Source organism: Kitasatospora azatica KCTC 9699 (assembly GCF_000744785.1).
Classification (GTDB): domain Bacteria; phylum Actinomycetota; class Actinomycetes; order Streptomycetales; family Streptomycetaceae; genus Kitasatospora; species Kitasatospora azatica.
In genome coordinates this window covers 3009597-3031631 of record NZ_JQMO01000003.1, presented here as the reverse complement: position 1 = coordinate 3031631, position 22035 = coordinate 3009597, and the positions used below count along the sequence as shown (strand labels likewise).

The 22035-nt window shown below is 68.0% G+C and carries 19 protein-coding genes and 1 tRNA gene; 11 read left to right on the top strand and 9 right to left on the bottom strand.

Features of this window, described 5'->3' with window-relative positions:
* Positions 1 to 8: 8 nt before the first annotated feature.
* Positions 9 to 608, top strand: a complete 600-nt coding sequence (locus tag BR98_RS24165) for an HhH-GPD-type base excision DNA repair protein (RefSeq protein ID WP_035847470.1) — start codon at positions 9 to 11, stop codon at positions 606 to 608.
* 37 nt (positions 609 to 645) lie between these two features.
* On the opposite strand, the gene BR98_RS24160 is transcribed toward BR98_RS24165, so the two are convergent.
* Entirely contained in the window at positions 646 to 3525 is a 2880-nt protein-coding gene (locus tag BR98_RS24160) for a lectin (protein ID WP_083976918.1), read from the bottom strand.
* Positions 3526 to 3667: 142 nt separating this feature from the next.
* On the opposite strand from BR98_RS24160, the gene BR98_RS24155 reads away from it, so the two are divergent.
* From BR98_RS24155 to BR98_RS24140, 4 genes are all read left to right on the top strand, one after another.
* A complete protein-coding gene (locus BR98_RS24155; protein WP_035847469.1) occupies positions 3668 to 4393 on the top strand; it encodes a rhomboid family intramembrane serine protease in 726 nt (241 codons plus the stop codon).
* Between the two features lie 136 nt (positions 4394 to 4529).
* On the top strand, positions 4530 to 5696 hold the full coding sequence (locus BR98_RS24150; protein ID WP_035847468.1) for a glycoside hydrolase family 10 protein: 1167 nt from the start codon (positions 4530 to 4532) through the stop codon (positions 5694 to 5696).
* A 119-nt stretch (positions 5697 to 5815) separates the two neighbouring features.
* Positions 5816 to 6112 carry a type II toxin-antitoxin system VapB family antitoxin gene (locus BR98_RS24145; protein ID WP_030273186.1) on the top strand — a complete coding sequence of 99 codons (297 nt, stop codon included), beginning with the start codon at positions 5816 to 5818 and terminating at the stop codon, positions 6110 to 6112.
* Between the two features lie 297 nt (positions 6113 to 6409).
* Entirely contained in the window at positions 6410 to 7159 is a 750-nt protein-coding gene (locus BR98_RS24140) for a LytR C-terminal domain-containing protein (protein WP_035847467.1), read from the top strand.
* 80 nt (positions 7160 to 7239) lie between these two features.
* Here the strand turns inward: BR98_RS24140 and upp are convergent, their stop codons facing one another.
* Positions 7240 to 7875 carry a uracil phosphoribosyltransferase gene (gene upp / locus BR98_RS24135; protein ID WP_035847466.1) on the bottom strand — a complete coding sequence of 212 codons (636 nt, stop codon included), beginning with the start codon at positions 7873 to 7875 and terminating at the stop codon, positions 7240 to 7242.
* A 108-nt stretch (positions 7876 to 7983) separates the two neighbouring features.
* On the opposite strand from upp, the gene BR98_RS36625 reads away from it, so the two are divergent.
* The 4 genes from BR98_RS36625 (at position 7984) to BR98_RS24120 (ending at position 9771) form a co-directional block, all read left to right on the top strand.
* Positions 7984 to 8181, top strand: coding sequence for a hypothetical protein (locus tag BR98_RS36625; RefSeq protein WP_051970146.1), 198 nt, complete (start codon positions 7984 to 7986; stop codon positions 8179 to 8181).
* 316 nt (positions 8182 to 8497) lie between these two features.
* Positions 8498 to 9067 (top strand): tRNA adenosine deaminase-associated protein, encoded by a 570-nt coding sequence (locus BR98_RS24130; RefSeq protein WP_035853714.1) that lies wholly within the window; start codon positions 8498 to 8500, stop codon positions 9065 to 9067.
* Positions 9068 to 9110: 43 nt separating this feature from the next.
* Entirely contained in the window at positions 9111 to 9626 is a 516-nt protein-coding gene (gene tadA, locus BR98_RS24125) for a tRNA adenosine(34) deaminase TadA (protein WP_051970145.1), read from the top strand.
* Positions 9627 to 9681: 55 nt separating this feature from the next.
* Positions 9682 to 9771 (top strand) — tRNA-Ser (locus tag BR98_RS24120).
* Positions 9772 to 9854: 83 nt separating this feature from the next.
* Here the strand turns inward: BR98_RS24120 and BR98_RS24115 are convergent.
* The 3 genes from BR98_RS24115 to BR98_RS24105 all read right to left on the bottom strand — a co-directional run bounded on the left by BR98_RS24115 (position 9855) and on the right by BR98_RS24105 (position 13012).
* Entirely contained in the window at positions 9855 to 10667 is an 813-nt protein-coding gene (locus BR98_RS24115; protein WP_083977601.1) for an HNH endonuclease, read from the bottom strand.
* Positions 10668 to 10860: 193 nt separating this feature from the next.
* Entirely contained in the window at positions 10861 to 11655 is a 795-nt protein-coding gene (locus tag BR98_RS38325; protein WP_083976914.1) for a very short patch repair endonuclease, read from the bottom strand.
* A gap of 4 nt (positions 11656 to 11659) precedes the next feature.
* Positions 11660 to 13012, bottom strand: a complete 1353-nt coding sequence (locus BR98_RS24105) for a DNA cytosine methyltransferase (protein WP_035847464.1) — start codon at positions 13010 to 13012, stop codon at positions 11660 to 11662.
* Positions 13013 to 13338: 326 nt separating this feature from the next.
* Here BR98_RS24105 and BR98_RS24100 point away from each other — a divergent pair, with 326 nt between their 5' ends.
* Positions 13339 to 14007 (top strand): Eco29kI family restriction endonuclease, encoded by a 669-nt coding sequence (locus tag BR98_RS24100; protein ID WP_035847463.1) that lies wholly within the window; start codon positions 13339 to 13341, stop codon positions 14005 to 14007.
* Between the two features lie 129 nt (positions 14008 to 14136).
* Here BR98_RS24100 and BR98_RS24095 read toward each other — a convergent pair whose 3' ends face one another.
* The 4 genes from BR98_RS24095 to BR98_RS24080 are packed head-to-tail and all read right to left on the bottom strand — an operon-like array spanning position 14137 to position 20148.
* A complete protein-coding gene (locus tag BR98_RS24095; RefSeq protein ID WP_051970143.1) occupies positions 14137 to 15453 on the bottom strand; it encodes a sigma factor-like helix-turn-helix DNA-binding protein in 1317 nt (438 codons plus the stop codon).
* 59 nt (positions 15454 to 15512) lie between these two features.
* The gene (locus BR98_RS24090) at positions 15513 to 16112 is read right to left on the bottom strand and encodes a hypothetical protein (protein WP_035847461.1); all 600 of its coding nucleotides are present in this window, start codon (positions 16110 to 16112) and stop codon (positions 15513 to 15515) included.
* Entirely contained in the window at positions 16109 to 17779 is a 1671-nt protein-coding gene (locus BR98_RS24085) for a DEAD/DEAH box helicase family protein (RefSeq protein ID WP_035847458.1), read from the bottom strand. The genes BR98_RS24090 and BR98_RS24085 overlap by 4 nt, the downstream gene beginning before the upstream one ends.
* Positions 17776 to 20148 carry an ATP-binding protein gene (locus tag BR98_RS24080; RefSeq protein ID WP_035847456.1) on the bottom strand — a complete coding sequence of 791 codons (2373 nt, stop codon included), beginning with the start codon at positions 20146 to 20148 and terminating at the stop codon, positions 17776 to 17778. Before BR98_RS24080 ends, BR98_RS24085 begins: the two co-directional genes overlap by 4 nt.
* A gap of 836 nt (positions 20149 to 20984) precedes the next feature.
* Here BR98_RS24080 and BR98_RS24075 point away from each other — a divergent pair.
* The gene (locus BR98_RS24075) at positions 20985 to 21866 is read left to right on the top strand and encodes a hypothetical protein (RefSeq protein WP_035847453.1); all 882 of its coding nucleotides are present in this window, start codon (positions 20985 to 20987) and stop codon (positions 21864 to 21866) included.
* Positions 21867 to 22035: the final 169 nt, after the last annotated feature.

Below are 22035 nucleotides of genomic sequence, written 5' to 3'. Positions count from 1 at the left end.
TGGGTGGCATGGCTGTCTCCCTCCACCTCGCCCAGCAGGCGGACGCCGACGCGCTGCTCAGTCGCAGTGCGTTGGCCGCGCTGACCGGAATGCTTCTTGATCAACAAGTGCCCATGGAGAAGGCGTTCGCCGGGCCGCTGACCATTGCTCAGCGGATGGGCGCCGAGGATCTCGACGCGCGGGTGATCGCCGGTTACGACCCGGAGGCGTTCGCCGAGTTGTTGTCGGCCAAGCCGGCGGTGCACCGGTATCCGGGGTCGATGGCGAAGCGGGTGCAGCAGCTGTGCCAGTACCTGGTGGAGCACTACGACGGTGATGCCGCGGCGGTGTGGCGCGAGGTGCCGAGCGGGGCGGAGCTGCTGCGGCGGCTGGTCGAGCTGCCGGGCTTCGGCAAGCAGAAGTCGCAGATCTTCCTGGCGCTGCTCGGCAAGCAGTTCGGCGTCCGGCCGGACGGCTGGCGGGAGGCGGCGGGCCTGTACGGGGAGGAGGGCAGCCGTCGGTCGGTGGCGGACATCACCGACCCGGAGTCGCTCGTCCAGGTCCGGGCGTACAAGCAGCAGGCCAAGCAGGCGGCGAAGGCCGAGAAGGCCGCCGGGCCCTCGAAGTAGGGCCGGCAGCCTTCCGGGGTGGTGAGCCGAGGCGGCGTCAGCCGGTCGGCACGGTCCAGCGCTGGGCGCCGGTCCCGTTGCAGTCCCACAACTGCAGGTGGGTCCCGTCGTCGGTGACGCCGCGCGGCAGGTCCAGGCAGCGGCCCGACGGCGGGTTGTAGAGCGAGCCGTCCGGGCGCGCCCACCACTGCTGGGCGCCGGTGGCGTTGCAGTTCCAGACCTGGACGGGGGTGCCGGCGTCGGTGGCGCTGTGCAGCACGTCCAGGCACATGCCCAGCGCCCGCACCGTTCCGTCGCTCGCCAGGGTCCAGCTCTGGGCGCCGGTCCCGTCGCACTGCCACAGCTGTACCGGAGTGCCGGGCCCGCCGCTGTGGTCGACGTCCATGCACTTGCCGGCCAGTCCGGTCACCGGGCCGGTGACCGGCTGGGCCGGGCCGACGTCGAATGAGGGCGGCGCGGAGTTCGGGTCGTGGCCCCAGGTCGGGTCCGGGTCGGTCGACAGCGTGTAGTCCAGCGTGGCGCCCTGGGCGACCAGTTCGGCGCTGAGCCAGGGCCGGTCGGAGGCGGCCCCGTTGACCCGCAGGCCGTGCACGTAGCGTGCGTCCTCGCTGGCCGCGGGCGCGCTCAGGTCGATCGAGACGCCGTTGCCGCGGCTGATCGTGGTCTGCGGGAAGAGCGGGCTGGCCAGCACCAGTTCGGCGCGGCCCGGCGCCTGCGGGTAGAGGCCGAGGGTGGCCCAGACCGCCCAGGAGCTCATCTCGCCGAGGTCGTCGTTGCCCACCTCTCCGTCGGGCGTGTCGCCGAACAGCATGGTCAGCGCGCGGCGCACCACGTCCTGGGCCCGGTCGGGGCGGCCCGCGTAGTCGTAGGCCCAGGGGGTGTTGAGGCTCGGCTCGTTGCCCAGGTAGGCGTAGGGCGCGTTCGGGCCGGCGTCGAGGTTCTGGAAGAAGGAGTCGAGTCGGGCGCTGACCGCCTGGTCGCCGCCCATCGCGTCGAACAGGCCGCGGTGGTTGTAGGGGACCATCCAGGTGTACTGGGCGCCGTTGCCCTCGGTGTAGGAGTCCTGGTTGGCGGGGTCGAAGCCGGGCCAGCTGTGGTCGGCGTTGCGCGGCTGGATGTAGTGGCTGTCGGCGTTGAACAGGTTGCGCCAGTTGGCCGAGCGGCGCAGCAGCGCGTCGTGCTCGCTGTGCGCGCCGATCCGCTCGGCGAGTTGGGAGAGCGCGAAGTCGGCGCTGGTGTACTCCAGGGTGTCGGCGGCCGGCCCCCACTCGCCGGGTGTGCCGACCGGCAGGTACCCCTGCCCGTCGTAGACCGCGTGCCCCGGGCGCTCGCGCCCGTCGGCGCTTCCGGCCAGCGACCGGCGCAGCAGCTCGGCCGCGTCGAAGTCGGTGCCGCCGAAGGCCTGGATGCTGGCGGCGATCATCGGCAGCGGGTCGCCGACCATCACCCCGGTGCCGCCGTTGGCCAGCGTCCAGCGGTCGAAGTAGCCGCCCTGGACGCCCTGGTTGACCACCGACTGGGCGATGTCGGAGGCCTCCTTGGGGGCCAGCAGGGCGAGCAGCTGGACCTGGGAGCGGTAGACGTCCCAGCCCGAGAAGTCGGCGTACTGGACTTTTCCGTCCGCGGCGCGGTGCACCTGGCCGTCGAACCCGGGGTAGCGGCCGTCCACGTCGCTGAGCACGCTCGGGTGCAGCAGTGAGTGGTAGAGCGCGGTGTAGAAGGTGCGCAGCTGCTTTTTGGTGCCGCCGCCCACCGCGATCCGGCCGAGCAGCTCGTTCCAGGCCGCCCGGACGCCGAGCCTGACCTGGTCGAAGCCGTTCCCGCCCTGCTCGGCCTGCAGGTTGTCCCAGGCGTTGTCGGCGCTGACGAAGGAGATGCCGACCTTGGCGATCACCTCCGGGTTGCTGCTGGTGTCGAAGGAGACCATGGCCTGCGCGCCCGAGCCGGTGTCCGGGGCCTCCGGGTGCACCGACTGGTCGGGCCCGCGCTTGCCGGACTGGGCGGCCTGGGCCTCGGCGGTGCGGGCGGGCTGCGGGGCGATCCCCGGGCTGCTGCCGGTGGCGGTGTGGCGGGTCGTGTCGAGCCGGCCGTCCTGCACGATGCCGGCCCGGGTGAACGGGTGGTCGAAAGCGGCGGTGAAGTAGATCCGGTAGTGGTTGCCCGCCCCGCAGAAGTTGCCGCTGTCGGTGTAGCCGGAGATCCGGTCGGTGCCGATGGCCACCGAGCCGCTGGCACTGTTGAACGCCCGACCGGCGTCGACGGTCAGCGAGGCGCGCTGGCCGGCCGGGTAGCTGAACCGGGCGATGCCCGAGCGCTGGGTGGTGGACAGCGCGGTGTGCAGCCCGTTGTCGAAGGTCACGTCGTACGCGCCGGGCGAGGCCCACTCGTTCCCGTGCGAGAAGGTCTCGTGGCCCACCGGACTGTCGCCGAGCAGCGGCAGGAACGGGATGTTGCCGTAGTCGCCGCAGCCCGCGCCGGAGATGTGGGTCAGGCTGAAGCCGCGGATCCGCTGGTCGTCGTAGTCGTAGCCGCCGTGCTGGTAGGTGACGGTGTCCGGGCTCCACTGCACCATGCCGAGCGGGGCGGTGGCACCGGGGAAGGTGTTGCCCGCGCCGCCGCCGTTGCCGTAGTCGGTGGCGCCCTGTTTCGTGCCGACGAACGGATTGACGTACTGGGCCGGGTCGTTGACGGTGACGCGGTGCGGTTGCGCGGCGGCGGCGACGGCGACCGGCCCGGTCACCCCACCCGCCGCGCCCAGCAGCAGCGCGGTGGCCAGGGCCAGCGGGGCCCTGGCCCTGGCGGTGGCGCGGGCTCCGGAGCCGGCGGTGGTGCTGGCTCTGGAGCTGGACCTGGCGGTGGTGCTGGCTCTGGACCTGACGGTGGCGCGGGCCGTGACAATGATCTGACGGACACTCATCTGTTCATCGTCTGGTCCACCGAGGTCGCGACCCGGCTGCGACAGTCCGACTGTCACCCGGCCGGCGTACCCGTCCTCGTCCCGAGCCCCTACGATCGGCCGAAGGGACTGCCGAAGGAACTGCTGCCGGGAGGGGAGCGAGATGGCCGAGACCGACCTGCGCAGTGCCGAGGCGCGAATGATCGCCGAGGCGCGCAAGGCCTTCTTCACGGTGTTCGGGCTGCTCGCCGTGGTCTGGGCGGTGCAGCTCGGCAACTGGTCCGACAGTATGGCGCTGACCGCCCAGTACGGGGTCCGCCCGCACGACCTCGGCCGACTGCCGGAGATCTTCACCGCGCCGCTGCTGCACTTCAGCTGGGGCCACCTGCAGGCGAACTCCGGACCGCTCTTCATCTTCGGCTTCCTGGCGGCCTACCGCGGGGTGGCGAAGTTCCTCGCCCTGACCGCGCTGGTCACCCTCACCAGCGGACTGACGGTCTGGATCTTCCAGAGCGCCGCCACGCTGACCGTGGGGGCCAGCGGACTGGTCTTCGGGTACTTCGGCTACGTGGTGCTGCGCGGGGTCTTCGACCGGCACCTGATCGACACGCTGATCGGGCTGGTGATGGCCGCCTCCTTCGCCTACCTGGTCTTCGGCGCGATGCCGGGCGCGGCGGGTCAGGTGAGCTGGCTGGGCCATCTGGGTGGACTGGTCGGCGGCCTCGCGGGCGCCTGGCTGCTGCGCGACCGGACTCGACCGGCCGCCGGCGGGGGCGAGGGCGGGAGCGGGGCCACCGGCGGGGGCGGGGGCAGGGGCAAGGACAAGGGCGACGCAGTGTCCACTCCCCGCTCGGAGCTGCTCAAGGAGCTGGACGATCTCGGACTCTAAGGTCTAGACCATCCTAAGCCGGGCGGCTAGCGTGGGGCTCCGTACCCCGCGCCCCCCGCGCACCCCGCGCACCCCTGCGTCGCTCGCGCGTCGCCCTCGCGTGGCCCTCGCGTCCTCGTCGTCCCGGAGCCGCACCGTGCAGTCGTCCGTCCTCGCCTTCGCCACCGACCTGATCGACGAGGGTGCGGACACCTTCTTCGGCAACCTCACCGACCGCGCCGGCGTCGGCGGCGTGACGCTGGCCTCGGTCTACCACGAGGCGCGCGACGTCTTCCCGCACCACCCGACCCGGGTGCTGCGCTACCTGGAGCCGGGCGCGGCGTACTTCCGGCCCGACCCGGCCCGCTGGGCCGGAAAGCGGCTCGCCCCGACGCCGTCCACCGCGATCGGTGACCGCGACCCGTTCGCCGAGGCCGCCACCGAGACCCGGCGGCGCGGGCTGAAGCTGCACGCCTGGACCGTCTTCTGCCACAACGACCGGCTCGGCTTCCAGCACCCCGACTGCGCCCCCGCCAACGCCTTCGGCGACCGCCACCTCACCGAGCTCTGCCCCGCCAACCCCGAGGTGCGCGAGTACGCGCTCGGGCTGGTGGACGAACTGGCCCGGTACGGCGTGGACGCGATCCGCGCCGAGTCGCTGCACTTCCACGGCCTGCGGCACGGCTACCACCACGAGCGCTACTTCGAGCGGCTCGGCCCGGTCGCCGAAGCCCTGCTGGGGATCTGCTTCTGCCCGCACTGCCTGGCCGCCGCCACCGCCCAGGGCGTGCCGGCCGAGCGGGTGCGGCGGGTCGCCACCACCGAGATCCGCCGCCGACTCGCCGACGAGTCCGCCGCCGCCGAACCCGGCGCGCTGGACCAGCTGGCCGACGGCGCGCTGGCCGCCTACGTCGACGCCGCCGCCGGCACCGTCACCTCGCTGGCCGCCGAACTCGCCGAGCGGGCCGGGCAGCACGGCATGCGGCTGAGCTTCATGGACGGCGGCGGCCCCGGCACCGGCTGGCTGGCCGGGATCGACCTGCCCGCGCTGGTCAAGGCGGGCGTGGGCATCGAGACCCTGGGCTACGCCAAGACCGCCGAGGCGGTGCGCGAGAAGGTCGCCGCCTTCGCACTGCACGGAGTCCGTCCCGCCGAGCTGGCGGTGATCCTGCGTCCGATGGCCGAGGACTGCGACGGCCCGGCCAACCTGGCCGAGAAGATCGCCACGCTGCGCGGGCTGGGCGTGCCGGAGGTCGAGTTCTACAACTACGGCCTGATGCGGCTCTCCTCGCTGGACCGGATCGGCGCGGCACTGCGCGGATAGCGCTCATCCGGCCTGGGCCATTGGTTCGGACACCGGCCGGTTGGTTCGGGCACCGGCCAATTGGTTCGGGGACAGCGCGCTTGCTGCGCCACCCGCCGCGCTAACGGTAGGCTTTCCGTGTGATCTTCAAGCGCATCGGCAACGGGCGGCCGTACCCGGATCACGGCCGTACCAGCACCCGCCAGTGGGCGGACGTCGCCCCTCGCCCGGTGCGACTGGACCAGCTCGTGACCACCAAGGGCCAGTTGGACCTGGAGACCCTGCTGGCGGAGGACTCGACGTTCTACGGCGACCTCTTCGCCCACGTGGTCAAGTGGCACGGGGACCTCTACCTCGAGGACGGGCTGCACCGCGCCGTGCGCGCGGCGCTGCAGCAGCGCCAGGTGCTGCACGCCCGGGTGCTGGAGATGGACTGACGGCGGCTCACTCGGCGCGGCCGTCCGCCACCCCGCCGCCATCCAGCTGATCGCTCTTCTGTCGCCCTCTGTCACCCGGACGAGGTGCCCGAATGATCGTCAGTACACCCTTTCGAGTGCTCGGGTGCGCCAAATGATGATCATTTATTACCTTCATCCCGGGAACCGGACTAGGCTGCTGACCACGGCCCCAGCGCGCTGCGGACATTCGCGTCCGGCCGCCCGCCGGCCGCGCCCGACGCGCCCGTCATCGCCGCCAACGGCTGCCCTTCCATCAAGGGGAGACAGACTGTGAGCATGTTGACTCCCCAAGGGTTGAAGGGGAAGCAGTTCCGGATCACCGGCACCAGCTATCCGCGCCTCGGCCCACCGCCCAAGCGCGGGCGCCGGGTGCTGATGCTGATCGGATCGCTGCTCGCGCTCGCGCTGATCGCGCTGGGCGGGGTGCAGGTGGTGGACATCTTCACCGGCAAGGGCAAGCACGGCACCGCGCAGGCCTGTGCCTCCGCGCACCCCTCGGCCTCGGCCGCCGGGAAGCCGCTGGCCGCGCCCGCCACGGCCTCCGGGTCGCCGTCGGCCGGCGCCTCCGGGTCGCCCTCGGCCGCCGGGTCCGCCGCCCCCTCCACCGCCCCCTCCGCGCTCGGCAGCCCGCTGCCGGCCGCCACCGCCGTCCCGCAGCCGCAGACCGTCACGGTGAACGTGCTGAACGCCACCGACAAGGCCGGCCTGGCCGCGAAGACCGCCGACGAGCTGAAGAAGCGCGGCTTCACCGTGGGCAAGGTCGGCAACGCGCCGTCCGCCCTGCAGAAGAAGGTGCCCGGCGCCGCCGAGCTGGTGGCCGGCCAGTCCGGCGCCGGCGCGGCCACCCTGCTGGGCGCCCAGGTGACCGGCGCCAGCACCATGGCGGACACCCGCACCGACGGCAGCGTCGACTTCGTGATCGGCGACGCGTACACCGCGCTGCTCGACCCGAACGCCGCCGCAGCCGCGCTGACCGAGGCGATGAAACCCTCGCCCAGCGCCTCCCCGCTGCCCGGCAACTGCTGACACGTCATACGCACCTCATACGAGTGGGCGGCACTCCCGGCTGGGAGTGCCGCCCACTCGTCTGTTCGCTTGTGTGTCTCTCAGCCGGCGGTGCCGTACAGCCGGTCCCCCGCGTCGCCCAGGCCCGGGACGATGTAGCCGTGCTCGTTCAGCCGCTGGTCCAGCGCGGCGGTGACCACGGTGACCGGCAGCCCCGCCAGCTCCTTCTCCATCACCGCGACGCCCTCCGGCGCGGCCAGCAGCACCACGGCCGTCACATCGGTGGCGCCACGGTCGATCAGCAGCCGGATCGCCGCGACCAGGGTGCCGCCGGTGGCCAGCATCGGGTCGAGCACGTAGACCTGGCGGCCCGACAGGTCGTCCGGCATCCGGGTGGCGTAGGTGGAGGCCTCCAGGGTCTCCTCGTTGCGCACCATGCCGAGGAACCCGACCTCGGCGGTGGGCAGCAGCCGGGTCATGCCGTCCAGCATGCCGAGCCCGGCCCGCAGGATCGGCACCACCAGCGGGCGCGGGTAGCTGAGCCGGGTGCCGGTGGTGACCGCGACGGGGGTGGTGATCTCGACCTCGTCGGTCCGCACGTCCCGGGTGGCCTCGTAAGCCAGCAGCGTGACCAGCTCGTCGGTGAGGCGACGGAAGGTCGGGGAGTCAGTGCGCTCATCGCGCAGCGTGGAGAGCTTGTGGGCCACCAGGGGGTGGTCGACGACGTGGATCCGCATAGTCCCGACCTTAATGGGGTCCCGGGTGCACTCACGACAGCCGTGTCGTGAGGGTTGTGCTGTGCCTGCTGTGGTATCTACCCGCGAGTTCTGGGAAAGTCGGACGGTATGAAGAGGACCCCGGAGGACCCCTCGGCCGAATCGGCCGACGCGCCAATGGAGACCGAGGCGGAGCGCCGCCGCCGCCGGGCCGTCTTCCTGCGCGAGCTGGCCGAAGCCCGGGAGCTGCGCGCCCGGGTGCAGCCGCGCAAGACCAAGGAGCGCCGGATGCGGGAGGCGCTGCGCATGCGCACCTTCCGGATCTGAACCGGTCCTGCGCTCGTCCTGCACTCGTCCTGCGGTCGTCCTGCACTCGTCCTGCGCTCGTCCTGAGCTCGTCCTGAGCCGGCACTGAGACGGTTCCGAACCGGATCTGCACCGAATCCCGGACAGTCCACGGCGCAGAACCGACCAATCCGACACGACCTGCGAAGACGCGCTGCCGAACACTCCCCGCAGGGCCTGGCTATCTGTCACGATTCCGATGGGACGGTCCGAACAGCGGACCGCCTCTGGTGCGGGGGCGGCCAGACCGCGTTCGCCCGAGATCGCCTACGGCCGAGACCATTTGGGAGTGTCCCTGGTGGCGTACTTCGCTGCAGTGCTTGCTCGCACCGAGGACGGGTGGGATGTGAGCGAGACCGAGTTGGACAACGTCGAAACCCTTGCCGATCTTGCCGACCTGGCACGCGAAGCGGCACAGGACGACGACACGGTGCTGGTGTTCATCGAACAGGAGGACGCGTGGTTCGCCGTCGTCCGGGTGGACGGCGAAGAGGATCCGCGGATCTTCGTCTCCGACGCCGCCGCGGCCGCGCGCAGCTCCTACGGGGACGTCGTACTCACCGAGGAGCTGGTCGGCCGGGCCGGCGACAGCGAGTTCGACGACCTCGACAGCCTGGTGACCGAACTGGAGGACAGCGAGGACGCCGAGCTGTCCGACAGCGCCGAGGAGGACGAGGAGGACGGCCCGCTGACCGGCCCCGGCGGTGTGCCGGTCGGCCCGCTCGGCGACTCCGAGCTGCTCGCCGAGTTCGGTGTGCCCGCCAAGGACCTGCTCGACCTGAGCGGCGAGGGCGCCGAGCCCGGCGACGCGCTGGCCGAGATCGCCGAGGCGCTGGGATGCGCCGAGGTGCTGGAAGCGGTCCGCTAGCTCTTCTTCTCGTGGCCGGGGCTGCATCCCCCACACTGGTGGGATGCAGCCCCACCTCGACCTCGCTCTCGCGCCGCTGCCGGCCCCGGTGCGCCCCGACCCGGTGCGCGACCGCTGGGTCCCGGCCATGCGGGAAGCCATCGCCGAGGCGGCCCTGGCCCCCGCCACCGGCGACGTCCCGGTCGGCGCCCTGGTCCTCGGCCCGGACGGCACCGTCCTCGGCCGCGGCCACAACGAGCGCGAGGCGATCGGCGACCCCACCGCGCACGCCGAGATCGTCGCCATCCGCCAGGCCGCCACAGCCGTCGGCGAGTGGCGCCTGACCGGCTGCACCCTCGTGGTCACCCTGGAGCCCTGCACCATGTGCGCCGGCGCCATCGTGCTGTCCCGCCTGGACCGCGTCGTCTACGGCGCCCTGGAACCCAAGACCGGCGCCGCCGGCTCCCTCTTCGACGCCCTCCGCGACCCCCGCCTCAACCACCGCCCCGAGGTCATCCCCACCGTCCTCGCCGAAGACTGCGCCACCCAGCTCCGCACCTGGTTCGACACCCACCGCTGACCCCGCCCGACAACGGATTTCGTCCCCGCCCCGCCCGTCCGGTAGAGTCTCCCTCGGTAGCGTGTCCGAGCGGCCAAAGGAGCACGCCTCGAAAGCGTGTGTGGGGGCAACTTCACCGTGGGTTCGAATCCCACCGCTACCGCCAGAGAAAGTTAGCGAAGCCTCGTCCAACTGGACGAGGCTTCGCTAACTTCTGTCCCTGTCGCTGGCTCGGCCAGCATTCACGGACTACGCACTACCGCTCGCGCGCCCGTGGCCTGGGAAGTCTGCGACGACCTGGATTCGTGCGGTGGGCTGCCCCCAGATCACGTCCTTGAGCTGCGAGGGGGTGAGCCACGGAGCGCGACGGTGGATCATTCGGTGGCAGTTTGCGCATATCAGGGCCAGGTCATCGAGCCTCACTCGCTCCTCGCCGGCCTCATGAAGCGGAACGACGTGGTGGCACTCGATGTAGCCGCGACCACGTTCGCCGTACTGTTTCTCGAAGTCGAAGCCGCATGACTCGCACGCGAGTGCCTCCTGACGCCGACGGACCTGATCAATCTTCTTCGTCCGCAGTGTCCGGTTTCGCTCGCGGGCGAAGTGCCGCCGGAGGAGCAGTCGCCCCTCAATGGCGCTGAACTCCTCAAGGTCCTCCTCGCTGACGGATGGCAGGTCGAGCAGACTTCCAGCCTCGATCCCGTCTCGCAGTCGGCGAGCAGCCTGAGCCATCTCCGCTGGCCGGGCCAGGAACTCCTGAAGGACCTTCAGGACGCCGGCGCCGCCCTTCTTCGTAGCGCGATCCGGATGGTAGGCCGTGGCGAAGTCGTAGGTCTTGTGTCCCACGCTGTTCTCGTTCCGGAAGTCCTCGCGACGGATCTCAGCAGGATGAACGGGCAGACTTCGCAGATGTCGTGAGAGCTCGATCACGCGCGGGTCCTTCTCCCGAGCGTGGATCCCCTCCCACCCATTGCTGGCGACAAGGTCGCAGACAAGCACAAGCTCGTCCCACTCCCAGTCCGGATTACGGCGCTTCTTACCTTCAGGCGGTCCAGGCTCCATGTGCCCGAGCCTACGAGGCTCCGCAACGGTCCGTCCGAAGCCCCGCACGCCGAGCTCCTACTGCGCCCCCACGACAGAGAGCAGCCCGGTACGGGCGCTTGCTGGTCACGGCAGGTCGAGTGTGACCGGTGCGACGATCACCGCCAGTTGGCTGTTGAGCGAAGACAACAGCCTGCTGCCAGTGCCGGCTTCCTCAACAGCCGGCCGTGGCGTTCCTTCTCAGCCCAGAGGAACGCAGTTGCCGGAGCAACTGCTCGATCTCCTCGGCAGCTCGGGTGAGGTCATCGTGCTCCCAGACTCGGACGACCGTCCAACCAGCGGCGAGCAGCTTCTGGTTAGTCTCCGCGTCCCTGGCCCGGTTGCCGTCGATCTTGTCACGCCAGAAGTCCGCGTTCTTAACCGCAGGGCGATAGTGGTCCGGGCAACCATGCCAGAAGCAACCATCCACGAAGACCGCGACACGGGCACCAGGGAAGACCACGTCTGCCCTGCGGCGGATCTCGGCAAGTGGCCTAGCGTTAACCCGATACCGCAGCCCTCGCTGGTACAACAGACTACGCAACGCCAGCTCCGGGCCGGTGTCCTTACCGCGGTTGGCGCGCATAGTGGCGCGGACATCAGGCGAGGAGGCAGTCGACTCGGGCGGCAACACCTCTTGCGCCAACAGCCCTCTGTCCCGCGCACATTGCCATGCCTCAGTCAGGTTCTCTCGCCTGGTGGCATGCTCGACCTCACAGACGTACTGCTCTTGGGTCTTACCGTCCTGCGACCAGCGCAGATAGGCGCGGATGCGCCGCGTACGGCGGTACAGGCGCAGGCTGACCGAAGCCCGCGCAATACGCCCATCGCCAAGAGCTACGCTGCGTCGGCCACGGCCTCCAGCGGCACGATCCTGCTCCATCGCTGGCGCGACAGCACCGGCACGACGCTTATACGCCCGCTCTGAGGGGAGCTGATCCTTCCAATGCCCCCTGTCCGTGTCAGGCATGATCTCAGTGTCCTGCCAGCGCAAGGGCGTCGGCGACGGCGGTGGCGAAGAACTCGCCAAGCACTACCGGCACCGCGTTACCCAGTTGCCGCATCTGCTCACCCCGAGGCCCAGAGCCGAGCCATTCGTCGGGGAAGGTCATTACCCGAGCAGTCTCCCGCACGGTCATATAGCGGTGCAGATAGGTCAAGCCGTCGGACGACTGAGGATCGGGGACCTGATCATCCAGCAGCATCACCGACTCACCGCCCGGCACGCCGTGCACACCAGCCTTGACCGTCTTCGCGGGCCGGTCAAGCTCGTTCGGGGTGTGGCCCTTGTAAATTCGGGCGCCAGGCCAACCAATGTGGTCAATGGCGCCAAACTCCCTGCCGAAGTCAAACTTCTCGTGAAGTCGATTGGGGTCGACCCACGGCAGCGCCGGAAGCTTCACATCCGTACCGAAGCCCTGGATAGCGTCACGAAGCGTACGCCAGGGCTGACAATCATCTTCCTTGATCACCTTTGGCAAGCGCGCCCGCACCCGGTCCCGTACATGGTCAGGCACATCGCGGTGACGCTGCCAGTAGGGGCCGTCCTCGTCCCGCATGGACCGATGCAGGGCCGCTTCAGAGAACCTGTGCGTCTCAACGTACTTCGTGAATGCCTCAACATCCACGCCCAGGTCGGCCCGGAAGGCCACGATGACGACCCGGTTCCGCACCTGCGGAACCCCGTAGTTCGCGGCATTAACAGGCACCATCACGACCTTGTAGTGATCGGGGTCGGCGTCATCCTCAGAGAGCTTCCCGAGGATTCCTTCTAGATGGGCGTTGTGGTGCTGCCAGCTGACCCGGTCATCCCGCTTCTCGAACGGGAGTTGCAGCTCATTCTGGATGTACTGGAAGTACTCAGCGAACGAAGGCCGCAGCAAACCCCGGACGTTCTCGCAGATGACGGCCTTGGGCCGGATCTCCCGGACTGCCTTGAACATCGCCGGGAACATGTTGCGCTTGTCCTCGTCGCCCTTGGCGACCCCTCCGGCACTGAACGGTTGGCAAGGCGGCCCACCGGCGAGCACATCGACCTTCCCCTGGAGTGCGGTCATGTCGAGGTCGCGCACGTCCCCGGGGTACAGGGGGGCAGGTTGGCCTGGCTGCGGGGGCTTCGGCGTCCGTTCCTCGGTGCGCAGTAGACCGTGGACCCCAAGCGTCTTCCGCGCACTGGCCACCAGAGTCTCGCAGGCCCGATGGTTGAACTCGTTGAACAAAAGCGGCCTGAAGCCCGCCTGGTGGACCGCCATGGCGAGGCCACCCCCGCCCGCGAACAGCTCAACACTGGTGCGCGGGCTCTTCATGTCTTCGGGCAGGTCAACCATGGAAGAACCATACCGCGGAGTTGGGGTTCTCGAGGCTTATTCACTCGAATGAGTCGCCTGATAGTGAGCAAGACCATAGGGTTCTGGGTGATCCACAACTCAGAAGGAGCAACGCGAATGACGCCGGCAGGCCCGGCCGCAGGCGGCCAGAACACCTGTGCCGACGCCTGAAGCACCACTAGGGAGCTCGGTGATCGGCTCGCCGGCCATGCCCACTGGCCTCGCGCTTCCTCGTACGCACTGAAGACGCCGGACTGAAGCCGTAGTCGAACCAGAATCCCACCCGACCGTCGGGGCGGACATTGCCTCCCAACGAGCAGGAAGCCATGGCATCCGAGTACACGCCAGCCGAGTTCGACCCGCTATCGACCGAGCAGATCGCGAACACCGTCTGCGAGACCTTCGAACGTCAGCCCCTGGTGTCCATGACCCACGAGATCCCGAGGTTCGAGGGGTCCGGGTTGTATGCGCTGTACTACCGCGGAGCGGGCGTGCAGCTCTATCTGGCTCTCGTGACCCTTCAGATCCCTGTGTACGTGGGGCAAGCCACCAGCAACAGCGCCACCGGAGCAACTGTCCGAGAGCGATACCCGCTCCACAGCCGCCTCAAGCAGCACCGGATCTCGATCATCGAGGGTGGTCTCCCGATCACCGAGTTCCGATTCCGGGCACTCCTGCTGCCGGATGTCCACGCGAACCTAGGCGAGAACGGACTGCGCGTCGGCTACCAGCCCGTCTGGAACAGCACTCTCACTGGCTTTGGCAGCAAAGAGCAGGGAGCGACGACCCGTCAGAGCAGAAAGAGCAAGTGGGACACCGTGCACGAAGGACGGCGACGCTCCCACGGCGGCGTCGTCCATGACGCCGAGGCCCTGGTCGCAACAGTCAAGGCTCATATTGATCACCAGGTCAGCGGGTATGACGCCTTGCCATGGCCGCACCCCGCGACCGAAGAGTTCCTTGAGCTCGATGGGCCTCAGCTCGATTGTCTGTGACGGCCTGCCCACACTGGTCCGGTGGGCTGTTCCCGTTCACCGGACCAGTGTGGGCAGACCTATAAACCAAACGTTCGCTTCTGATCAACCATCAGGCGGATGGTTTCATAAAGCGTGAGGTTAATCTGCTCAGCCTGCCGTCCGTACTGGACACTTGGCGACCGGGCAAACGTGCCGGACCTGTGCGACGGCCGTTCTAGTATTCAGAAGAACCACGAGCTCACATCCGAGAACCAAGCCGAGTTCCCTCACGAACCGGCGCAGGCTGGAGAGCTGCGCACCACTAGTGCCGCGACGGAGGATAAGCGGGCCCTGCGAGTCCTGAGTATCGAAGGTCAAGGACATTGGGGCACGGCGCAGGCCAAGCTTCCAAGTGATCCACTTGTGCACGAGGATTCCGCTTCCGCGCAGGACATCCTTGTCCACCGTAATCCTTATGCCGTAGACAGTGCCGGCCTCGTTCACAGCCATGCTGGCGGGCCTAGGGGGCTCAGTCTCCTCGTTGGGCTGGGCGCCGCGGGCGACTAGGTCGATCAGTCCTTCTCCGGTGGTCCCGATCTGGTCACTGAGCAAGCACTGCTGCAGGCGCCAGGTCGTGACGGGGTACCGCTCTACGACCTTGGTGAAAAGTTCCTCCTTCGTGATGGGGCCGAACTCGCCGACAACATCGACGAGTACTTCAGCGGCGCTCTTGTAGGGCATGCGGCTGACTCCGGGCCATTCCGCCAAGGCCCAGCTGCCTTCGGGGCGAAGTTGGACGAACCTCTCGTCGCGCCGCAACGCCTCAGCAAGAGCGTGCGTGTTCGCGAAACCCGTCGGATTGAGCATCGTCTCGACCCGGCATGGCGCGCCATGCTCGAGCAGCCACAGGTAGGCAGCGTCTCGTCCCCGGGCTCGGCGGCGCAGCCAGCTGCCGTTCCCCCCCGAAACGAGAGGGCTCCGAGCGTGGGTCAGAAGGGTGGCGACCGGAATAGCCTCTGGTATCCGTGCTTCGGCGATCGCCTTGTCCAACTCGCCTTCCCTCAAAGGGGCCTGAGCAGCGATGTCGCGCAGGAGCACCTCCAGCGCGCCAGGAGAGGAGGTCCACCAGCCTTGCAGGTCACCAGCCCACGTGCGAGGCGGCTTGTAGCCCACAGCCTCTGCGAACGCCTCGATCGCGAGGTGATCACGGGCATCGAGCGCTTTGGCGATTTCTGCGCGCGAGATCGCGATCCCGGCATCGAGTTCCTCTACCCGCTCGCGCCACCCCGGCGCGAGCAAGTCGCCCAAGCACCGCAAGCTAGTGCTGGTCTTGACGAGGATCTGCCGAGCCCTCTCACGCGTGAAATCGTGTGCCCGACCGATCTCGTCTAGGGTTTTACCCTCCTGCCGGGCGACAAAGACTGCCCGGGACCGCTCGTCCAACGTCGCCCACGCGACCCCGAGCCAGTCAAGTTGCAACTCCATGCTGCTACCCCTGCGATCGTCTCTTCCGTTGATCCGCTGTCGCCAGCGCTCCAACCACGTCAGCCATCGGTAACGTGAGCGACAACCAGGCCGAGACGCTGTGCGATTCGCTCGTGAGTCGCCTTCTGCGCCGGGGTAACCCGACGTACGAAGGAGTCGACCGCGCAGATCACCCACGGCAGCGGGTCACCGTCGGCCTGAGCCGTGATCGCCGCCCAGGCAAGGTGCTTGAAATCCCTCACCGGCCCCCATGTGAAGCGCTGCTCCACGTCCTCGTCGTCCTGGCGCTGGATGACGACTTTCAGCGGCTTGATGTCGAGCGACTCCAAATCGACCGACCAACCCGAGCCGAGCGCCTTCTCAACGAGCGTGTCCACACTGGTAGTGGGCTTAGCAATCAATGGCGCGTACTTGCCCACGCCATACGTCGCGCGCGTATATTCCTTCATCGGCCCGTCCTTGATCCACGGACGAACATTCTCAGGCGTGCCCACGAACGGCAGAAGCCGGCCGCCGATCTGCGGGTCCGCAGTCCACTGCTGGTACAGCCTCGTGCGCTCTGCGTCCGGGAGGTAGGTCCAGTTGACGTCAGCCGCCTGTCCGTAGAGGAGGCGGACGATCTCCGCTTCGACGTCAGTGGGCAGGGAGTAGGCGCTCATTCGATTCCTGTCGTGATCGGGAACTGCAGGCGGACCTCATCCGCCGCGGTCTCTAGGTCTGCGGCGTCTCGGATCCAGTGGTCCATGAGGCTGCCGACGGTCTCGTCGCTGAACTCGATCCGGGAGGCATGGGGCATCCGCACCCTCAGGTACTCGGGCTGCTCGGCCTCGAGTGAGCGGCGAAGGTCAAGGGTGGCTGCGACGCGCCTGATGTCGGTGACGAAATCGAGGACGCGAAGGGCCTTCTTGCCGGGGCTCAAGCGCAGGCCGCGGCCGAGCTGCTGGACGAAGATGCGTCGACTGTGGGTGACCCGCAGGAATGCAATCAGATTGACGTCAGGAACGTCGACACCTTCGTTGAAGACATCGACGCATGTGACCACCGGAACGCGCCCGAGCCGGAACTCATTGAGTAGGATCTGCCGCCGCTGCCGCGGCAGTCCACTGTGTAGGAACGACGCGTTCGCCCACGCAGGGTCCGCACTGGCGAGCAACTTGGCCATGTGCTCCGCGTGTTCAATGGTCTGACAGAAAACGATCGCGCGCGGGTCGGGGGTCGTCCGCCATGCCTCACGAAAGTGCTCGACGACCTCCTCGTCGCGCTGCGGCAAGAAGAGGGAACGGTTGAGGTCCTTGATCGATTGCCCGTGCAGGCTGGCGTCTTTGACAACATCCCAGTCGATGTTGTCCACGTAGAGTCGATAGTCGACGGCGGACAAGTAGCCAGCAGCCATGCCCTCGGCAATTCCCATCTTGAAGCTGGGTTCGCCGAAGCGTGAGGTGATATCGAACTTGTCGCCCCGCCAGGGTGTCGCGGTCACCCCTAGCTGTGCGGTATCCCCGCACAAGTCGAGCAATTCCGCAAACCTGCCGGTCTCTGCCACGTGGTGGGTCTCGTCGATCATGATGAGGTCGGGACGGTAGCCCAAGTGCACCGCCCCGAGTACAGACTCAACGGTGCCGACGAGCACACCGTTAAGGAGCTGGGGCTTGCTGTCCCCGGTGAGCAGCCGTGTGGGGACGGACTTGGGAAGGTGCCGCCACATCGCCTTCTCCAACTGCTCTACCAGGTCCTTCATGTGGGCGACCACAAGGATCCTGGCGTTCGGGTCGGCGGCGAGGTGACGACTGATCACCTCGCCGCCGACGACCGTTTTACCCAAGCCAGTTGCCAGGACAAGTAGAGCGGCTCCGTTCGTGCGAAGATCCCGCTCGAGAGCGTCCGCAGCCGCTACCTGATAGGGACGAAGCGCATACTGACTGGGAACGGTCTGGGGCATGCGGTCGCCGATCGCAGCCAGGGTGGCTCCTTGCCAGACAGTGATGGGGATGCCCACTCCATTGAGGGCGCGGCGCCGCTCCTCCGCTGCTTGGTTAACGTCCGTGTTAGTGACCAGCACGGCCTTGTCCGCACGGTAGCGTGTCCGGGCACGCTCGAGGTCATCGATGCCTGTTCGGTCGACCTTCCCGTTTGCCTTCCACTTGCATTGAAAGACCCATTGCTCACGGGCGCGCACCGCGAGGAGGTCAGCACCGTTGTCGCCGGCTCCATCGATAACGCGAACGTCATTGAATCCGAGGTACCACAGTGCGCGTTCAACGGCATGGGGCAGCCCGACGGGGCCACCTCTCAGAAGCTCGTCCGCCGCCAGGAAGACTGCACTCACCGTTCCTCCGCGAGTTCGTCGGACAGCAGACGGATGCTCAGCCTCGTGCGCAGCAGTTGGCTCGGGAGGCTGGCGACTGTGTAGCTGGCTTGGGTGGCGACGTCAGAGAGATAGCCAACAGACCGGGCGAGGCTGAGCCGCTGAGCCCCGGGGGAAGAAACGCCCTCGTACAGGCCCTGGAACACGTGGCCGTCCATGAACACTTCCGGCCAGGACTCCAGCAGACGTACCAGGAAGAGCGGGGGGACATGCAGCAGGAAGTCACCACGTGTGCCCAGATCAGCGGTCCTGGTGATCTTCCCATTGGCGATCATGGCGGTTTCGGTAGCTGTGAGTTCGTCTGGAGAGAGGTACTGGAAGGCGCGCGCAGGTTCACCGGCGCGGTCCAGTTCCGCTGCCATGCGCTGACGGATCTCCGCCAGCAGCTCCTGTGCCTCGGCGCTGATCAGCTGGGCGTCGAGCGCGGTAGCAGGCAAGGATTCGGCGCGGATTGCTGCCATGAGCTGGGAGTGACTCCAGTCGCTGTCCGCCTGAACCTTGAGTAGTACGGCGGCTTCCGCGATCAGCAGGTCGGCGGGGTCCACACCGAACTTCTGAAAGACCTCGTGTTCCAGGTCGAGGAAGGCGGCGAAGGACATGCCGCGCTGCTGGTCGAGCAGGACCGGGGTCGGGTTGAGTTTGTCATCGAGCAGCGGGCCATTGGTGAGCCGACGGGCTTCGATATCGACGTATCCGATGCGCGGGTGACCAAGGGGGCGGCTCAGCGCCGGGTATACGGTGGAGTTCTCGGCGTAGCGGCTGATTCGCTCCTGTCGGGTCTCTTTCTCCCGATTTCCCTGCTCCGCCACAACGGTAGGCGCGCCGGCTGCTACCGGGGGAGTCTGCACCGAAGACTGGGCAGGGGACTCGGGCTGCAAACCGTTCAGCAGGTCCGCCGCTGCCTCGTCCAGACCGAGCGCTTCGAGCACGGCCGCCTCATCCGGCTGATCCGGCGTGTTGGTGGAGGCCTTCTCCTTCTTGCCGTTCCGTTTGGCGGCCTCGTGATCCAGCACCGCCTGCCACCAGCGTTCGTCCGACTGGTACGCGGCGATTCCCTTATGGAACTCCAGGCCCCAGCGGCGGGTGTCATCGTGGATTGGCTTCCGGCCGTCCCCAGGAATGAGGTAGCGCTCACCGGCGTCGTTCCGGCGGTAGCCCTTCACCAGTCGAGCGAGGGGACTTGTATTCTCAAGGTACTGGAGGGCGGCTGCCCGCTGAGGGAGCAACGGGCCGACACCGCGCAGGATCTCCACGGCCGAGCGCCAACTGCGGTCACCGTATTCGAAAGCGTTCTTCTGGTAGCCGACCGGGACATGGTCGAGGTGGATCTCACCAATGATGCGGCCGCCCTGATGGACAAGCTCCACTGGGTACTCGGGCTCCTCGTTGCCAACGCCGCCGTCAGGGTTGCGCCAGGTGAACAGCCGCTTGTCCCACCGCAGGATCTTGCGGCCGTTGCGGAGGAAGTCGATTCCGTACTCCTGCTTGTGCAGGTACCGCTGGATCCCGAGCCACCCATGCACCCGACGCTCGCGGACATTGAGCCGATCGCTACCGCAGTCCTCACACACTTCCCGGCCGGGCAACTGCCACTGCCCGCAATCGGCACACGCGACGCCGTCCTCGAGCTTCTCGTCGATTTCGACGTAGGCGGGGATCCGCTCCTTGTTGTTGTAGAGGACGAAGCGGTCGTCTCCCCACCGGCAGTGCCGCACCGGCTTCACCTGGATCCCGCCGATCCACAGTTCGAATGGGCGATTCTCCAGCAGCCAGGAATAGACGCCACCGAGGATGTTGCGCAGCGCCGAGCCGTTCTTGCGTAGCCACTGGGCACGGCCAGCGTGCAGCTTACTGATGATGATGCGGGTGCCGTGCTCGTTCGGGTCAGCCTTCGGCTCAACGATGTCCTCGGCTTCGAAGTCGTCACCGATACGATCGAGGTCGATCTCCACCCCAATCCACTCGGGGTCTCCCTGACGCGTAGTCAGGACCCGGGTCCGCCGGCCCAGCCTGGCAGTAGACACATTGAAGCCCATGCCGAAGAGCCCAAGTTTGTCGTGCATGTCGTTGCCCGACCACCCCGCGCGGACAGCGCGCTCGAGACGCTCGTAAGTCATGCCCCGGCCGGTGTCCTCGATCACCAGCTCACCGCTCACGGAGCTGGGAAGCCGCACACTGACCCGGAAGCCGCCGACCCAGGGGACTCCGGATCGGTGGATCTCGGTGAAATCGTCGAACGCGTTGTCGACGAGCTCTGCGAGGCACTGCCATTCGTCGAACTCGATCTCGCCGAGCATGCGCAGCACACGCGCGGAGGGAGTGATCTTCATGGTGCGGGCAGCCTCCAGCTCTCAGCTTGCACGCGAGCACGCCGCGGAAGCCCATCGCGGGCAGCGCTAAGCGCTCTGACTCCACAAGGAGCCGCGTGCGTAGCGGAAAGCGTAGGGGCAAACACTGACAGTCCGCAGGCGCTTCACAAGCATCAGTCCGAGAGACAGCGCATGTTCTTGAGACGAGGCATGGCGACGTAGACGGAGCGGAGGCCGAAACGTTTGGCACATTCCCGGTGTTCTGCGGCGCCTGGGGCCAGGGTCGTCAGGTTGAATGGCGCCGTCGGGCCGCGAACAGGATGTGGGTGCCGCCGTCGCGGGAGCCACGGCCGGCGCAGGCGGCCGACTCCTAGGCAAGGAATCGGCTCCCATAGCCGGGGGTTACGTTCGAGGTCGGCCAAGACAGCCGGGTCTTCGAGGCTTGCCCAGTTGCTGGCGGAGCTTCGCTCTCGCCGACTTGGAGTCGGATTGGCCCTGTCTGCCGAATGGGCTGGCTACTCGATCCTGCGCGAAATCCGCGAGCTCCGGATCACGTACTTCCCACTGCAGCACGCCGCCACTGACCCGCACCGGCATCGGAATAAGGCGCACTACCGACTGGCTGGCCTGCCCTCGAGGAGAACACGGACCACGCCTTGGGATTGGACGGCCGTCGGGGAGGCAAGCGGCAAGGTAGTGAAACTGACAGTCCATAGGATTGTCCGACCAGCGAGGACGCAGTGTCACCAGTGCAGCACGCAAGGTAAGCTGGGCGGCATCTTGGCTTAACGCCTCAAGAGTTGACCCCGGCGGTGCGCTAACACCCCGGGGTCCGGCAACAGGAGCAGCAACTCCCGATGCACATTCATCGTAGCGCCCACGTGCGCTCTTTCACGGTGCTACCCAACGGCCTTCTCCAGGACCGTCGGCTCAGCTACACCGCTCGCGGCCTGTTGGTCGACCTGCTCTCGCGTCCCGACGGCTGGCGCGAGGACGGGCGTCAGATGGCCGACTCCAGTCCGCAGGGGCGCGGGGCGATCCGCAAGGCTCTGAAGGAGCTGATGGCGGCCGGGTATTACCGGGTCGATACGGTGCGGATGCCGAACGGGACGGTGCGCTCGGAGGCTCATGTCTTCGACACGCCGCAGTTGGGGGCGCCGGGTGTCATGCGTCCGGGTGCCGGTGAAGCGAGGCTCGGTTCTGCTGACATCCCTCCTGTAAAGAAGCTGGTGGAAGTACCTACCCTCCCCGGCAGCAGCGGAGAAAGCACGGCGATGCCTGACGAGCAGGTCCGTGTGGCGGTTCAAAGGTTGTTCCGGGTGATCAAGCCGGAGCCGCGTCTGTGGGTGGGCGAGGCCGAGGCACGCAAGCTCGCGCCGCTCGTGGCGGAGTGGTTGGAGCGGGGCAGTACCCCGGCGGAGCTGGCGCGGGCGCTGTTGCCCGGCCTGCCTGCGACCGTGCACTCCCCCGTCGGGGTGCTGCGCAGTCGCTTGGAGCGCAAGATGCCACCCGTGCGTTCGCCCGAGCCGTCGCCGACAGCTCGGCGGCAGACCGAGTGCGCCAAGTGCCATGACCCGGTGGCCCGGCCGGGCATCTGCCGCGTGTGTGCGGGCCTCGGTGGGCGGGTGATCGCGGTGGGCGGCGGGGCGGCGGTGAGTGCCAGAGGCGCTGGCCGGGCACGGGATGCGTTGCGTGCCGCCAGGGCTGGGTTGGCGATCGGCAGGCTGGCCGCCGGTTGAGCCGCAGGAGGGCGTGGCGGAGGGGGCGTTGGCTTCATGGCACTGCTCCTGCCAGGTCAGAGGTCCTGGCGAGCACGCGAGTTGCCGCCAGTCCCGCCGAGGCAGCGGCTGCCTAGCTGTTGGGGCGGAGGGCGAGCCAGTCTCCCGCGTAGTCGATGGCGCGGTGGGG

Coding starts and splice junctions, on each gene's coding strand:
- BR98_RS24165 (WP_035847470.1), top strand. CDS start 9: ATGGCTGTCTCCCTCCACCTCGCCCAGCAGGCGGACGCCGACGCGCTG.
- BR98_RS24160 (WP_083976918.1), bottom strand. CDS start 3,525: ATGAGTGTCCGTCAGATCATTGTCACGGCCCGCGCCACCGTCAGGTCC.
- BR98_RS24155 (WP_035847469.1), top strand. CDS start 3,668: ATGGCCGAGACCGACCTGCGCAGTGCCGAGGCGCGAATGATCGCCGAG.
- BR98_RS24140 (WP_035847467.1), top strand. CDS start 6,410: ATGTTGACTCCCCAAGGGTTGAAGGGGAAGCAGTTCCGGATCACCGGC.
- upp (WP_035847466.1), bottom strand. CDS start 7,875: ATGCGGATCCACGTCGTCGACCACCCCCTGGTGGCCCACAAGCTCTCC.
- BR98_RS36625 (WP_051970146.1), top strand. CDS start 7,984: ATGAAGAGGACCCCGGAGGACCCCTCGGCCGAATCGGCCGACGCGCCA.
- tadA (WP_051970145.1), top strand. CDS start 9,111: ATGCAGCCCCACCTCGACCTCGCTCTCGCGCCGCTGCCGGCCCCGGTG.
- BR98_RS24115 (WP_083977601.1), bottom strand. CDS start 10,667: ATGGAGCCTGGACCGCCTGAAGGTAAGAAGCGCCGTAATCCGGACTGG.
- BR98_RS38325 (WP_083976914.1), bottom strand. CDS start 11,655: ATGCCTGACACGGACAGGGGGCATTGGAAGGATCAGCTCCCCTCAGAG.
- BR98_RS24105 (WP_035847464.1), bottom strand. CDS start 13,012: ATGGTTGACCTGCCCGAAGACATGAAGAGCCCGCGCACCAGTGTTGAG.
- BR98_RS24100 (WP_035847463.1), top strand. CDS start 13,339: ATGGCATCCGAGTACACGCCAGCCGAGTTCGACCCGCTATCGACCGAG.
- BR98_RS24095 (WP_051970143.1), bottom strand. CDS start 15,453: ATGGAGTTGCAACTTGACTGGCTCGGGGTCGCGTGGGCGACGTTGGAC.
- BR98_RS24090 (WP_035847461.1), bottom strand. CDS start 16,112: ATGAGCGCCTACTCCCTGCCCACTGACGTCGAAGCGGAGATCGTCCGC.
- BR98_RS24080 (WP_035847456.1), bottom strand. CDS start 20,148: ATGAAGATCACTCCCTCCGCGCGTGTGCTGCGCATGCTCGGCGAGATC.
- BR98_RS24075 (WP_035847453.1), top strand. CDS start 20,985: ATGCACATTCATCGTAGCGCCCACGTGCGCTCTTTCACGGTGCTACCC.